This is a genomic window from Pararhizobium qamdonense, from assembly GCF_029277445.1.
Classification (GTDB): Bacteria; Pseudomonadota; Alphaproteobacteria; order Rhizobiales; family Rhizobiaceae; genus Pararhizobium; species Pararhizobium qamdonense.
In genome coordinates this window covers 3,940,569-3,953,443 of the sequence record NZ_CP119566.1, presented here as the reverse complement: position 1 = coordinate 3,953,443, position 12,875 = coordinate 3,940,569, and the positions used below count along the sequence as shown (strand labels likewise).

14 protein-coding genes are annotated in these 12,875 nt (G+C 58.1%); 6 read left to right on the top strand and 8 right to left on the bottom strand.

Translation table 11 applies throughout. The annotated features are described in order from the left end of the window. The first annotated feature begins 93 nt into the window (after positions 1-93). Entirely contained in the window at positions 94-1,044 is a 951-nt protein-coding gene (locus PYR65_RS19395) for a polysaccharide pyruvyl transferase family protein (protein WP_276119141.1), read from the top strand. 39 nt (positions 1,045-1,083) lie between these two features. Here the strand turns inward: PYR65_RS19395 and PYR65_RS19390 are convergent, their stop codons facing one another. Together PYR65_RS19390 and exoX are read right to left on the bottom strand one after the other, a co-directional pair. Next, entirely contained in the window at positions 1,084-2,097 is a 1,014-nt protein-coding gene (locus PYR65_RS19390; protein WP_276119140.1) for a glycosyltransferase family 2 protein, read from the bottom strand. Positions 2,098-2,247: 150 nt separating this feature from the next. Then, a complete protein-coding gene (gene exoX, locus PYR65_RS19385) occupies positions 2,248-2,535 on the bottom strand; it encodes an exopolysaccharide production repressor ExoX (RefSeq protein WP_276119139.1) in 288 nt (95 codons plus the stop codon). Between the two features lie 804 nt (positions 2,536-3,339). Between exoX and PYR65_RS19380 the strand changes: the two genes are divergently transcribed. The 3 genes from PYR65_RS19380 (at position 3,340) to PYR65_RS19370 (ending at position 6,680) form a co-directional block, all read left to right on the top strand. Beyond that, a complete protein-coding gene (locus PYR65_RS19380; RefSeq protein ID WP_060636060.1) occupies positions 3,340-4,020 on the top strand; it encodes a sugar transferase in 681 nt (226 codons plus the stop codon). A gap of 70 nt (positions 4,021-4,090) precedes the next feature. Continuing rightward, positions 4,091-5,365 carry a polysaccharide biosynthesis/export family protein gene (locus PYR65_RS19375; RefSeq protein ID WP_276119138.1) on the top strand — a complete coding sequence of 425 codons (1,275 nt, stop codon included), beginning with the start codon at positions 4,091-4,093 and terminating at the stop codon, positions 5,363-5,365. Positions 5,366-5,375: 10 nt separating this feature from the next. Then, the gene (locus tag PYR65_RS19370; RefSeq protein ID WP_276119137.1) at positions 5,376-6,680 is read left to right on the top strand and encodes an O-antigen ligase family protein; all 1,305 of its coding nucleotides are present in this window, start codon (positions 5,376-5,378) and stop codon (positions 6,678-6,680) included. Between the two features lie 3 nt (positions 6,681-6,683). Here PYR65_RS19370 and PYR65_RS19365 read toward each other — a convergent pair whose 3' ends face one another. After that, positions 6,684-7,904, bottom strand: coding sequence for an adenylate/guanylate cyclase domain-containing protein (locus tag PYR65_RS19365; RefSeq protein WP_407951253.1), 1,221 nt, complete (start codon positions 7,902-7,904; stop codon positions 6,684-6,686). 230 nt (positions 7,905-8,134) lie between these two features. Continuing rightward, positions 8,135-9,175 carry a glutamine synthetase beta-grasp domain-containing protein gene (locus PYR65_RS19360; protein WP_060636057.1) on the bottom strand — a complete coding sequence of 347 codons (1,041 nt, stop codon included), beginning with the start codon at positions 9,173-9,175 and terminating at the stop codon, positions 8,135-8,137. A 114-nt stretch (positions 9,176-9,289) separates the two neighbouring features. Between PYR65_RS19360 and PYR65_RS19355 the strand changes: the two genes are divergently transcribed. Next, on the top strand, positions 9,290-9,433 hold the full coding sequence (locus tag PYR65_RS19355) for a hypothetical protein (RefSeq protein WP_276119136.1): 144 nt from the start codon (positions 9,290-9,292) through the stop codon (positions 9,431-9,433). 238 nt (positions 9,434-9,671) lie between these two features. Continuing rightward, positions 9,672-9,863 carry a DUF2735 domain-containing protein gene (locus PYR65_RS19350; RefSeq protein ID WP_276119135.1) on the top strand — a complete coding sequence of 64 codons (192 nt, stop codon included), beginning with the start codon at positions 9,672-9,674 and terminating at the stop codon, positions 9,861-9,863. A gap of 1,227 nt (positions 9,864-11,090) precedes the next feature. On the opposite strand, the gene PYR65_RS19345 is transcribed toward PYR65_RS19350, so the two are convergent. From PYR65_RS19345 to PYR65_RS19330, 4 genes are all read right to left on the bottom strand, one after another. After that, complete coding sequence (locus tag PYR65_RS19345; protein ID WP_060636055.1) at positions 11,091-11,480, bottom strand: DUF930 domain-containing protein; 390 nt, start codon at positions 11,478-11,480, stop codon at positions 11,091-11,093. A gap of 136 nt (positions 11,481-11,616) precedes the next feature. Further along, entirely contained in the window at positions 11,617-12,078 is a 462-nt protein-coding gene (locus PYR65_RS19340; protein WP_276119134.1) for a YbaK/EbsC family protein, read from the bottom strand. Between the two features lie 72 nt (positions 12,079-12,150). Further along, on the bottom strand, positions 12,151-12,339 hold the full coding sequence (locus tag PYR65_RS19335; protein ID WP_060636053.1) for a hypothetical protein: 189 nt from the start codon (positions 12,337-12,339) through the stop codon (positions 12,151-12,153). Positions 12,340-12,434: 95 nt separating this feature from the next. After that, entirely contained in the window at positions 12,435-12,689 is a 255-nt protein-coding gene (locus PYR65_RS19330) for a GlsB/YeaQ/YmgE family stress response membrane protein (protein WP_060636052.1), read from the bottom strand. Positions 12,690-12,875: the final 186 nt, after the last annotated feature.

Sequence of the window (12,875 nt, the reverse complement as noted above, 5' to 3'; positions counted from 1 at the left end):
AGGTGCAGCATTTTTTGCCGCGCCCATTGACGCGCCTGGCGGCCGGCCCGCCACGCATCCGCAATTCCTTGCAAACGCATGTAGGAGACAGTCATGGACCCGTATTATTGGGAATCCGCTCACGGAAATTTCGGCGACGATCTCAACCTCTGGCTCTGGGATTTTCTCATTCCGGGATTTCGCGATGTTCGTCCAGAAACCCTTCTTGTCGGGGTCGGCACGGTCCTGAACCGCGCGCTTTTGCCAAAGGAGCGGCACAAGCTGGTGCTCGGCAGCGGCTTTGGCTACGGCTCCCTGCCTGAAATGGCCGACAGCAGCGAATGGGACATCCGCTGCGTCCGTGGACCGTTGACGGCGCAAAAAGTCGGCGTTGATCCCAAGCTCGGCATTATCGATCCGGCCGTCATGGTCGCCGAGATGCCCGAGTTCAAAGGCTTGCCGAAGCTCTACAAGAAAAGCTTCGTGCCCCATTGGGAATCGGCGATTGCCGGCATGTGGCCCTCCATCTGCCAGACGGTCGGCCTGCATTACATCGATCCGCGCGGCGAGGCGAAGGATGTCATCCGCCAGATTGCCCAGTCGGAGATGATCGTGGCGGAATCGATGCACGGCGCGATCCTGGCCGATGCTTTTCGCGTGCCGTGGGTGGCGGTGACCACCTCCAGCAGCATCAACAGCTTCAAATGGAACGATTGGGCCCATACGGTCGGCGTCGTCTACCGTCCGCGCCATGTTCCGGTGTCCAGCCGGGCCGAAGCCATCATCAAGGGCGCAAAATTCTGGGGTGTCGATTTCGACGCGCACCAGCCGGCGCTCGATGATCCGAACAAGCGTGAGATCGACGAAAGCGTCATGGTCGCTGTGCGCGATCCCAAGCAGACCTCGCTGCGGGTTGCCGCCAAACAGGTTTTGGCCGCGCCCTCGACCCTGTCTCTCTGGCAGGCGGCACGCGCCACTCCGCAGCTGAGCGCCGATCACGCTCTGTCGGAGCGCAAGGAACGCTTTGTCGAGGTTCTCGATGGCGTGCGCCGCGATTACTTCTAGGGTTTCGATCGCGCCCCGTACCGCGCCATCAGGCCTGCCCTAACGGGCGTCTGATGGCGGTTGCAGCAGATAGCGAAGTCCCCCTGAGCCGCCCAGCGCCACCGGCGCTGCATCTGGTTTCTGCCGGAAGCGCTCTGTCTTGTCGGCAAAGATCCCGCTGGCGATGGCCCCAATGGCGGCGGGACGGCCAAGCGCATGCAGTAGCGCCGCTTTTGCGCCGGACTGCCGCTTGATGTCGAGAAATTCCCTCAGTTCATAGCGCCCGCGAATATGCTGTTCGTGCTGGGCAATCAGCGCCCTTGCCTGTGGGGGGAGGTCCGCCTCGGCAAGAATCGCCCGGTCGGCCTCATAAAGCCGCTTCAGGTCGATCGTGCGGTGACTGCCGCTCAGAGAATCGCCGCGCACGACGGCGCCGTACCCGACGCTGTGGATGATCTTGTAGCGCGCGCCTTTGGTCAGCGCGCGGGCATAGAGATCGTAATCCTCGCCCAGCCTGAGGCTTTCCTGATAGCGGAGCTGATGTGTATCGAGAAATTCGCGCCGCATCAGCGGTTTCAGAAATCCGATCTCCCCACGCCGCACACCGCGCTGGGAGATATTGCCTTCGATGAATTCGCCAAGCGTCAAGATACGCGGTGCCGCAGCAAAGCTTTCCAGCCGCAGATGCGCCTCCCGCGCCGTCTCCTCATCGACAAAAGCAATATTGTCGGCAACGAAATCCCAATCCGTCTGCGCCAGAAGCTGGCTCAGCCGCCCGGGAAAGAAGAAATCATCCGCATCGAGAATAGCCAGTACCGGGGCCTTGGAGATTGCAATGGCATGGTTGCGCGCCGCAGCCGGCCCTTTGTTGATCTCGAACCGGGCGACTGTCAGCCGGCCGCTGCCATCGCTGGCAGCCCTGGAGGCATCGGCGGTGCCGTCGCTGGAGCCATCATCAACGACGATGACCTCGGCGGTTTCCGGCTCTGCAAGCGCCGACATGATGGCCCGCCCGATCGTTGCGGCCGCGTTCTTCGCGGCGATGATGACGCAGACATCGGCATTCGGTTTCATGATCGCATTCCTTCATCGCTGTGGCGCCGAACCTAGTTCGGGAGAGCACAGGCGGCAAGGCGCGATATTGCAGGTGCGAAGAAGGGAGGGCTTGCAGAAAGAAATGCAGGATCAGTGGAACCGAGGAAAAACGCTCCGTCGAGGCGCCAATCAGGAATTGAAATGACCGTGATTGTTGGTGACGCGAATGGTCTTCGGTTCCTTGTCTTCGACGGGCAACGCAGAAGCAGGCGACGGGCGCTGCGCCGCGTTGCGGCGGTCGCGGGCTTCCTTGGACACCAGAAACAGGACGGCAACAAAATATCCGGCTTGCACAAGCACCGCACAGACCAGCGTTTGCCAGGCTGTCGTCCAGGCTGAACCGGTCAGGATGAAGGTCACGATGGCAAAAACGGCCAACGCCCCGATCATGCTGACGAACACCCGCGGTGCAAACATCAGATTATCCTCAATATTCTGTCTTGATTTGCGGATGTCATTGAAAAATTCACCTTATCCTCATAGGCATTTATTAACATATCGAACATGCATTGCCGGTTCAATCGTGCAACGGCACCTTATTTCATTACAATTACGTCATTTAACGCGGGAATTCTTAGCCCGCATTTAAAATCATCTATCGATTGCTGAGCAACCTGAACATTTTTGGGGAGATAGAGCCTAATTTGGCCGTAGGTACCCGGCATTTTTGATGCGACAAAGGCAGGCGCCGGGGTTCGGCCACATTTGGAGATGCATTGCCATATGATTGCGCTCATGGGATGTATTTCGCCATGAGCCTATCCGCTGGTGGTGGATAAGCTCCGCTTCGCAATCAACTTTTGTTACAAAATTAGCGATTTCGAATGAAATGAGGTGCAGTGCAAAATTAATGCTGCGCTGCAATATTTTTACCGCGGGGAAAATAAAATCCGCATTTTTTCCTCTTGATAAGCTTTTCCAAATATCGGGCCCGTCAGCCTTATGTCTATAAATCGCCTGATGCCGCAGATGAACTGAAGATTTCCAGTGTAAATCGATTTATTCCCATTTTTTTGTTTCGAGATTTTATACATTAGCGGGTTCTTCAGTAACCGAAAATGTGTCCTTGGCGTTGATCTTGGCCGCAGTTGCCTTGCACCGCCCGGCCGGGGCGAAAGTTGCCTTTAAAAATCTCATTCTCCCTCTACACTCTCACATGAAATTGATCCCGGTTCGCACTGGGAACCCGACCAATCGCCAACCCGAATGGAGTTTTCTCCCATGAAGTCTGCGACCAGATCGGCAAGCTCGCCGTATTTTACGACTATCCAATCCGGGGGACACCGGCCGATAGGGGGAATATCCAAAAGAGGTTTCGACATCTTCGCCGCATCCATGGCGCTCATCATCTTCAGCCCGCTCTTTCTGCTTTTGATGGCGCTGGTGAAGTTTTCCGATGGCGGCAAGGTGTTTTACGGACATCGCCGCGTCGGCCATAACGGCCGTTTCTTCCATTGCCTCAAGTTCCGGACGATGGCGCCGGATGCCGACAAGATCCTGCAGGACCATCTGCACAAGAATCCCAAGGCCTATGAGGAGTGGCAGGCAACACGCAAACTCCAGGACGATCCCCGCGTCACAGTCGTGGGCAGCGTCCTGCGCAAGCTGAGCCTTGATGAGCTGCCGCAGCTCCTCAATATCATTCGCGGTGAAATGAGCGTTGTCGGTCCGCGTCCGGTCGTTGAAGACGAGCTCGAGCTTTACGAACACTCCGCCGTCTTCTATCTGAAGTCGCGCCCCGGTCTGACGGGTCTGTGGCAGGTCAGCGGCCGCAACGACGTGTCCTATGCCGCCCGTATCGCCTTCGATACGCATTATGTGACCAACTGGTCGCTGCTCAACGATGTGGTCATCGTTGCCAAGACAATTCCTGCTGTCTGCCTGTCCAAGGGCAGTTACTGATCACAGTCATCAGCGTGAATGCCGCTTCCGTCGTCATGCCGGGATCGGCCTTGTTAAGTGAGGAAATTTCATGAACAGAAGTCTTTGCAAGGGACTTCCAGCCCTCGGCCGAAAAGCCCGGGGTGCTGTGCGTCTTTCCGCACTCGTCATCGCCATCGGCGTTTCAGGCATCCATGCAGCCATCGCCGGCGATTATACGCTTGGTGCCATGGATAAGCTGCGGATCCGCGTTGCGGAATGGCAGACGGCGGAAGGAACCGTTCGGGATTGGTCGGCGATCAGCGGCGACTATACGGTCGGCGCATCCGGCGGCATCTCGCTGCCGTTCCTCGGCACGATGCCGGCGTCCGGCAAGACCACATCGGAGATTGCCGACGAAGTCGGATTGCAGTTGCAAAAGCTGTTCGGCCTGCCCGATCGCCCGTCCGCTTCCGTCGAGCTTGCGCAATACCGGCCGATCTATCTTGCAGGTGAGGTCCAAACGCCGGGTGAATATCCGTTCGCGCCCGATATGACGGTCCTCAAGGCCGTCAGCCTGGGTGGTGGCCTGCGCCGGGCCGAAAATGGCCAGCGGTTTGCGCGCGATTTCATCAATGCGCAGGGTGACTCCTCGGTGCGGATCACCGAACGGAACCGGCTTCTCGTGCGCCGTGCCCGCTTGCAGGCCGAGATTGCCGAAAAGAGTGACATCGCCATGCCCGCCGAGTTGAAGGGCGTCACCGAAGCCGCCGCTCTGCTGGAAAGCGAAAAGGCATTGATGGTGTCGCGCGACAAGCGGCAGAAGCTGCAGCTCACGGCGCTCGCCGAACTGAAATCCTTGCTGCAGAATGAAATCGACGCGCTCGGCAAAAAGTCGGTCACGCAGACCCGGCAGCTGGACCTCGTTGTCGAGGACAAAGGCCGTGTCGATGTGCTGGCGGAAAAGGGCCTGGCGCTCAGCGCCCGCAAGCTTGCCGTCGAGCAGCGGATCGCGGACCTGCAGGCAGCCTTGCTCGATATCGATACCGCGTCGCTGAAAGCGAAGCAGGATGTCAGCAAGGCGAGCCAGGACGAAACCAATCTGCGCAACGACTGGGACGCACAGCTCGCCCAGGAACTGCAGAATACCGAAGCGGAACTGGACACGCTGGCGCTGAAGCTGGTGACCAGCCGCGACCTGATGACGGAAGCGCTGGTGCAGTCGGCCGATGCATCCCTGACGCCCAAGCCGGGCAGCGCCGTCGATATCAATTATTCCATCATCCGCCAGAAGGACGGCAAGTCCAAGAGGATTGCGGCCGACGAAGGCACGCCCGTGCAGCCCGGTGATGTGGTGAAGGTCGAACCGTCCCTCAATACGCAATAGGGCGGTCGGGATGAAGATTGCCAAGGCCAGTCTGGTGAAATCGGGCGAAAACCTCCTCTATGGGGTTTTCGCCCTGACAGTTTCCTATTTCGTCTTCGCCTATTCCGGGCGTTTCGGCCAAATCTCGATCCTGCTCTATTATGCCGTCTGGCTGCCCCTGGTGCTGGTCGATTACCGGCGTGCACTCGGAAATTACGTCAAATATGTCTGGATCTTCGCCTTCGCGATTTTTGCCCTGCTCTCGGTCTTCTGGTCGGCAGCGCCAGGCACCACGGCAAGAGCGGGGGTGCAATATCTCACCCATGTGATCTGCGCGCTGATTGCCATGCGGGCGCTGGATGTGAAAACCTTGACGCTCGGCTCGGTTACGGGTGCCGGGGTTGTACTCGCCTATTCCATGCTGTTTGGCGTTTATCATTTCGATCCGCTGGATGGGACCGTCAGTTTCGTCGGGGCGTTTGATTCCAAGAACCAGCTGGGTTTTTATGCGTCGCTCGCGGTGTTCTTCTGTTTTGCCGCCGTCATCCTGCTCAAACAGCGGAGGGTCTGGCTCCCGGTCTGCAGCGTCGTCGGCCTGCTGGCCGCCTATTGTCTCTATGCGTCCCAGTCGGCCACTTCGGTTCTCACGACGGCCGCAGTCCTGGGGTTGACCGTCGGCATGCAGGTATTTTCGCTGCTGCCGCCCAAAAGCCGCAAGCTGCTGTTCATCGCTGCCACCATATTCGGGACCATCACCGTAATCGCAGCTATCTATGGCGGCGCAATCGACAGCGTTCTCGGTGCATTCGGCAAGGATTCGACGCTGACCGGCCGGACCTATCTCTGGCAGCAGGGGATCGAGGCCGCGCGTGCCTCGCCGGTGATCGGAATCGGCTATCAGGCCTATTGGGTACGGGGTTTTTCAGAGGCCGAACGGCTATGGGAAGAGTTTTTCATCGGCTCGCGCGGCGGCTTTCATTTCCACAATACCTACATCGAAACCATGGTAGAACTGGGCGCGGTCGGCCTGCTTCTGTTGACCGGCCTGTTTCTCTCCGGCCTGTTCGGTCATTTGAAAAGGGTCTTGACCCAACAGCACGGTTATGAATCGCTTGTCCTGTTCGGTATTTCCGCGCTTTTGTTCGTGCGGTCCTTTGCCGAAATCGACGTCATCTTTCCCTATCAGATCGGTTCGTTCCTGCTCTATATCACTGCTGGAAAGCTGACCTTGCCGGCGCCGCAGAGCGCGTCAACACCATCCCCGGTGTTTTCAGGGGATGCCGTGCAGTCATTGGCGCATCCGCTGGCTGCCGGTTCCGTCTATCCTTACCGATAGCATTCAGAAGGCGAAGACGTCGATCGGTTCACTGAGACCCCGCAGAAGGTGGGAGCCGACATTTTCCATCTTGGCTTCGCATCCGGCGATCTCAACGAAGGCCCGCGACAAGAGGACTGGCCGCTTGATCTCCTTGGTGAGGCTTTCAAGCCGTGAGGCGACGTTGACCGTCGGGCCGATGACCGTGAAATCGAGACGGCTGCGCGACCCGATATTGCCATACATCACATCGCCCACATGCACGCCGATGCCGTAACCCAACGGCTCGTGGCCTTTCTTGACGTTTTCTTCATTCAGCGCCGCCATCGCGGTCTGCGCCTCGCGGATTGCCGCAAGCAGATCGCGGCTGGCGTTCGTGTTGCTGAGCGGGAAGATCGCCAGCAGGCCGTCGCCCATGAATTTCAGGATTTCGCCACCATGCCGCTCGATCGGCTCGGCCATCGCATCGAAATAGCCATTGAGCAGTTCGATGACATCGTCGCGCGGCCACATGTCGGAAATGCCGGTGAAGTCGCGAAGATCGCAGATCAGGATTGCCGCACCCACCGTCACGCCGCTGCCGCGGGTGGTGGCGCCGGCCAGAATCTGTTCGCTGGCATGCGGGCCGACATAGGTTTCAAGCAGGGTGCGGGCAAGCCGGTTCTTCAGGCGGATTTCGCTCACCAGCGCGAAGGCGGGCAAAAGATCGGACAGCGCGGCAATATCGTCATCGCTGAACCCGCCGGGCCTGTCGCTGCCAAAGGTGATGATATGCTGCTTGCCCAGCGTGTGCTTAAGCGGCCAGGCAATGTAATCCGTATGGCCTTGCGCGCGCAATTCGTCATAGAGCGTGTAGGGCGGGGCGTTGACGGAGAATGCGGGCTCCAGCCGCTGGCGAACGATCTGCGCGCCGGAATGGATCTCGTTGACCGGACGGTTGCGGTACCGGTCGCTGTCTTCAATGGCAAAGCCGAAGGTCTGGATATCCCCCTCCTTCATGCCCCGCTGCCAAAGGATGCGGGCACCCAGCCATTGCGGGTGAAGGATGCGGAAATGCAGCGTGCCCCGCGAGACCGGGATGCCGGCCCGGTTGAGCCTTTCGCACATTTCGACAAAGATATTGTCGATGAAACGATCGTCGCGCGTCTCTGTCATCAGCCATTCGATGACGCCGCTGCTATCGCCAAGTGGTGCATCGGCGGCTTCTTGGTGCAGGCCGGCAGTGGCGCTGGATGGAACTTGCATGAATACACCCCGTCAGGATCTTCGGCGCTCTCAGCCGTACACTTAGTCACGGCCCGGCTGGAATACCAGTGCGGGAATTGGCCTATTGCATCTGCGGTAGACGGCACCAGGGTCGCGGCGACAGCCTTCATCCGGTTAGGGAGAGCCGGAAAACCCGCCGCCAGATATGATCATGGCGCCGCCCGTGTGGGGCGGCGCCATGACTGTGCACTTGGGCGAAGATATCGATCTTAAGCGGCGGCGGAAACGCTGCCTGCAGCCGGAACTTCGGCAATCGTCTTCAGGATCTGCGAAGCGATCTGGTAGGGGCAGCCCTGGCTGTTCGGGCGGCGGTCTTCCAGATAGCCCTTGTAGCCGTTGTTGACGAAGGAATGCGGAACGCGGATCGAAGCACCACGGTCAGCAACGCCGTAGGAGAACTTGTTCCACGGTGCAGTTTCATGTTTGCCGGTCAGGCGCTTGTCGTTGTCCGGGCCGTAAACGGCGATATGGTCGAGAAGGTTCTTTTCGAAAGCAGCCATCAGCGCCTCGAAATATTCCTTGCCGCCGACTTCGCGCATGTACTTGGTCGAGAAGTTGGCATGCATGCCCGAGCCGTTCCAGTCGGTATCGCCAAGCGGCTTGCAATGGAATTCGATGTCGATGCCGTATTTTTCCGTCAGGCGCTGCAGGAGATAGCGGGCCATCCAGATTTCGTCGGCGGCGCGCTTGGAGCCCTTGCCGAAAATCTGGAATTCCCACTGGCCCTTGGCCACTTCGGCATTGATGCCTTCATGGTTGATGCCGGCGGCAAGGCAGAGATCGAGATGCTCTTCGACGATCTTGCGGGCGATATCGCCAACGCTCGAATAGCCGACGCCGGTGTAATACGGACCCTGCGGAGCCGGATAACCGGTTTCCGGGAAGCCGAGCGGGCGGCCGTTCTTGTAGAAGAAATATTCCTGCTCGAAGCCGAACCATGTACCTTCGTCGTCGAGGATGGTGGCGCGGCTGTTGGAGGAGTGCGGGGTGACGCCATCGGGCATCATCACTTCGCACATGACGAGCGCGCCGTTGGTGCGGGCCGGATCGGGATAGATCGCAACGGGCTTCAGCACGCAATCGGAGCTGCGGCCTTCGGCCTGCAGCGTCGAGGAGCCGTCAAAACCCCAGAGCGGCAGCTGCTCGAGCGCCGGAAATGCGTCAAATTCCTTGACCTGTGTCTTACCGCGAAGGTTCGGGACCGGGGTATATCCGTCGAGCCAGATATACTCGAGCTTAAATTTCGTCATTTCTAACCTCTCATGGGTTGATGATGCACAGCCTGTTGAAATCCAACCGCGCCATGCCGCCAACGGCTGCCATCTCATATGCATGGGGCATGCCAGTTTGAGACGGATGCAGACATGACAGCCGATTTTCTTGAGAAAAGTGCCTCCGCGACGATTGGACGGCATGCGGGGCCGCAGATACCCGGAAAAGCTGAAGTGACTGGCGCTATTGATCTTTTCGACCCTGATATCAACATTCTTGCAGTGTTTTCGGCCTGATTTCAGACGGTACTGGCCGGTTTTGTCCAAAAAACGCGCAGAACTTGCGACAATTTGACTTGAGTGCACACGCACAAAATTTATCTCGAAAAATCCCCGAAAAACACCGTGCCTAAAAAATAGCCTATTTTTTAGGCTTATTGATTTTTTTTTAATCAGTCCGCGCAAATCGCGCGCAAGTCTGCTATGATGTCGTCAAGCAGTCCTGTGGAGGGCCGCTGAAAAGGAAAAAGACGCTATGGCAACGATGTCTTCGGCCGGTACGGCCACAATCTACGAGTTCCCCGCCGGTGGGCGGAAATTGGGTGGCCGCCGCTTCGAGCAGTCCGCCACGGTCGCCGATATCCGGCCCAAACAGGTCCTCACGGTCGATTATAGCGGTTGGTATCATGACGAAGCCATGCGCGAAGACCAGAAACCGAAATCCTGAATTGGCAACAGGCTGACAACCCGATAACCGCGTTGCGCGGATGCCCCCGCCTATGTGGCGCTGATACGGTGCGTTGACATTGTCCGCACCTTCGAAGTGACTGGCTGGCCGCCAGCTCCCGATAAGCTTTCCAGCACCTTGTCCTGATGCAGATCGCTCCGTCTCCGGTGTTCTCTTTTTCGAAGAAGCATCGGGTTTCGCGCCAAGCACAGGATTCGGCTGCCACACCAATGGTTAATGAATTCCACCATTTCCGAAACAGGATATGACGTTATTTTAACCTTTGCGGCGCAAATATGAGCATAATCGCTTTTTTGAGTGCACCCAAATCGCTTGCTGGTGCGTTACTCGATGAAAGATTGGCGCAATCGGCGGAATGGTTCTGCTGAAGCGGGCGAAGATCACCGCTGGCGGGGACCCATAAGGCCCCGGCATTTCCTGCGGATTAAGGGAGGCGCGGCATGACGGATCATATCATGAAGACGCTCTTGAACATCATGGCTGCGCTATCATTCGCCGCCATCATGATCCTCTACCTCGTCCTGTGGCAGTAGAACCGCTGCTGGCGCAACGTGCGAACCCACACGCTGCAAGTTCAGGTGTCGGCGAGTTCGTGCTGGACGATAAAGTGCAGGTAGCGAGGCTGCAGCGTGACGGACGCAATATTCCCGAAACCATGCAAGGCAATCGCACACAGGCCGTCGGCGTCCTCCCTCTTCTCCCCAGCGGGGAGAAGGTGCCCGAAGGGCGGATGAGGGGGCCAAACGCTCAGATTATGCCGAACCGCCCCCTCATCGCCTCGCATGCGCTCGGCACTTCTCCCCGCTGGGGAGAAGGGGGAGATCGCCGCAAAGCCTGCATTCTGTAAGCGATAGTCCCGCAATCGGGAGCGACCGAGAGAATGAGGTGAACGTGCCGCCTCGCCTTTGCAGATCAAGAACTGTTGTGGTTTAGCCCGTCTGTTGATCATTCAGGCATCTCCTACCTCATCGGGCAGAAAAATCGCACACAGGCCGTCGGCGTTCTCCCTCTTCTCCCCAGCGGGGAGAAGGTGCCCGAAGGGCGGATGAGGGGGCGGCACGCTCTGAACTCGCGGAAAGACCCCCTTTATCGCCTCGCATGCGCTCGGCACTTCTCCCCGCTGGGGGAAAGGGGAGATCATTGAAATGCCCTCACTCCATTTCAGATAGCAAAGAAAATTCAGGCTCCACTGAAGTCTATCAAGGCTCAAGGATAAAGATAATGGGCGTCCCATTCGTCGCGCGGAATGAGGTCGCCGATCTTATAGTTGAATGACAGGACCTCGATATGATCCGGCCCCGTGCTGCATTTGAATTTGAGCTTGTACCATTCGCCCTTGCTGCGAAACACCGCTCCTGGCGCCCGCATATCGTTATCTTCGACGATCGGATCGGCAAATGTATAGGCAATGACCTTGTCCGGTTTGAACGACGTTCCATCGGAATTGATCTTCCACATCGCTTCCGTATCGCAGCGTTGCTCCAGCCGGGTCTGCGGGTCGAGTTTTTCAAATTGCTTGACCAGTGACTGATCCATGGCTGCCGCTGGTGCCGCAATGGCAACTGCCAGCAAGAGCGGGCAAACAAGCCTGTTCATTGCGCCGTCAACTCCTCGTCATTTTAGAAACTGTCATTTCAGACGGTAAAAATGGCAAAAGGCGCTTCCGTGCGAAGCGCCGCCATATCCTCTTAACTTCAAGGAAACCTTTGTGTCCATTCGAAGGCACGAAAGGTCAAACGTCGGAGACGTCGATCCATTCGGCGCAAGCAAGTTCGGCCATCCGTTCGGGGCTGATCCGCACCGCCGCATGCGGAGCGCCTGCTGCGGGCACCACTTCGTCATAGGCCTTCAGCGAGATGTCGCAATAGACCTTGTGCGGCTTGGCAAGCCCAAACGGGCACACGCCGCCGACGGGATGGCCGGTTTCTTCCTCGACCTCGTCGAACCCGAGCATACGGGCCTTGGTGGAAAACCGCGCCTTGTATTTCTTGTTGTCCAGCCGCGCATCGCCGCGCGTGACGATCAGGATGACATCATCTGCCACCCGCAGGGCCAGCGTCTTGGCAATTTGAGCAGGCTCCACCCCATGTCCCTGCGCCGCCAGCGCCACGGTCGCGGTGCTTTGCGGGAGTTCGATCACGGCGATATCGGGGGCGTGTTCGGCAAAGAAGGTCTTGACGGAAGCGATGCTCATCGGATTGCGCGGCTTTTCTGAAGAGGCGCCGTCCGGATGGCCCGGACGGTGGACTGACTTATCGCGATCTTTTCAGTCGTCGTTGGATGCGTCAAGATTTTCCGGGCGCGTGCCTTCCTGGTCGTGCGGCAGGTAGCCATGGCTGGTGAACCAGTTGATCAGGATCGCGGTCACGGCCTCTTCGCGGGTATGCATGCCGGGATGATCGGAAATGAAGGATTGGATCGCTTGTTCGATCCGCGAATCATAAGTGTCGGACATGATATCTCCAGAATGGATGCCGTGCCGGCCGCAAATGGCGGACCGGCACGATACCAGGATGCGTCAAGCCTGTGGTCAGGCCTGCCAGACCAGCGTCAGGCTTGCTTGACGATACGGATCAGCACGAGGAGGATGACCGCGCCGATGGTCGAGTGGATGATGGCGGCGAGGATGCCGCTGCCGATGCTGACGCCCAGATAGGGAAACAGCCAACCAGCAATGAAGGCGCCGATAATGCCGATGACGATATTCCCGACGAGGCCAAAGCCGAAACCGGAAACGATCAAGCCTGCAAGCCAGCCGGCAATGGCGCCGACGATCAAAAAGACGATAATGCTCTCGATACCCATGGATGGTTCCTTTCCGTTGTATCTTCAAAAGAAACTAGGGCAAGAACCGGTTTTCGATAAGGGGAGAATTGTAAAAAATATCGGCCTTTTCAACGCCTGGGCGCAAAATCATGGAATGCGCCTCTCCCCGCAGACGGGGAAAGGCAATGTATGAGTTTGCCGGGCCGTTAGTCCCCCCATTTCAAT

What these genes read in the sequence shown, in the direction of transcription:
- PYR65_RS19350 (WP_276119135.1), top strand. Translation starts at nt 9,672, where the DNA reads ATGGCAACGATGTCTTCGGCCGGTACGGCCACAATCTACGAGTTCCCC.
- PYR65_RS19390 (WP_276119140.1), bottom strand. Translation starts at nt 2,097, where the DNA reads ATGAAACCGAATGCCGATGTCTGCGTCATCATCGCCGCGAAGAACGCG.
- PYR65_RS19335 (WP_060636053.1), bottom strand. Translation starts at nt 12,339, where the DNA reads ATGTCCGACACTTATGATTCGCGGATCGAACAAGCGATCCAATCCTTC.
- PYR65_RS19380 (WP_060636060.1), top strand. Translation starts at nt 3,340, where the DNA reads ATGAAGTCTGCGACCAGATCGGCAAGCTCGCCGTATTTTACGACTATC.
- PYR65_RS19375 (WP_276119138.1), top strand. Translation starts at nt 4,091, where the DNA reads ATGAACAGAAGTCTTTGCAAGGGACTTCCAGCCCTCGGCCGAAAAGCC.
- PYR65_RS19345 (WP_060636055.1), bottom strand. Translation starts at nt 11,480, where the DNA reads ATGAACAGGCTTGTTTGCCCGCTCTTGCTGGCAGTTGCCATTGCGGCA.
- PYR65_RS19330 (WP_060636052.1), bottom strand. Translation starts at nt 12,689, where the DNA reads ATGGGTATCGAGAGCATTATCGTCTTTTTGATCGTCGGCGCCATTGCC.
- PYR65_RS19360 (WP_060636057.1), bottom strand. Translation starts at nt 9,175, where the DNA reads ATGACGAAATTTAAGCTCGAGTATATCTGGCTCGACGGATATACCCCG.
- PYR65_RS19355 (WP_276119136.1), top strand. Translation starts at nt 9,290, where the DNA reads ATGACAGCCGATTTTCTTGAGAAAAGTGCCTCCGCGACGATTGGACGG.
- PYR65_RS19340 (WP_276119134.1), bottom strand. Translation starts at nt 12,078, where the DNA reads ATGAGCATCGCTTCCGTCAAGACCTTCTTTGCCGAACACGCCCCCGAT.
- exoX (WP_276119139.1), bottom strand. Translation starts at nt 2,535, where the DNA reads ATGTTTGCACCGCGGGTGTTCGTCAGCATGATCGGGGCGTTGGCCGTT.
- PYR65_RS19370 (WP_276119137.1), top strand. Translation starts at nt 5,376, where the DNA reads ATGAAGATTGCCAAGGCCAGTCTGGTGAAATCGGGCGAAAACCTCCTC.
- PYR65_RS19365 (WP_407951253.1), bottom strand. Translation starts at nt 7,904, where the DNA reads ATGCAAGTTCCATCCAGCGCCACTGCCGGCCTGCACCAAGAAGCCGCC.
- PYR65_RS19395 (WP_276119141.1), top strand. Translation starts at nt 94, where the DNA reads ATGGACCCGTATTATTGGGAATCCGCTCACGGAAATTTCGGCGACGAT.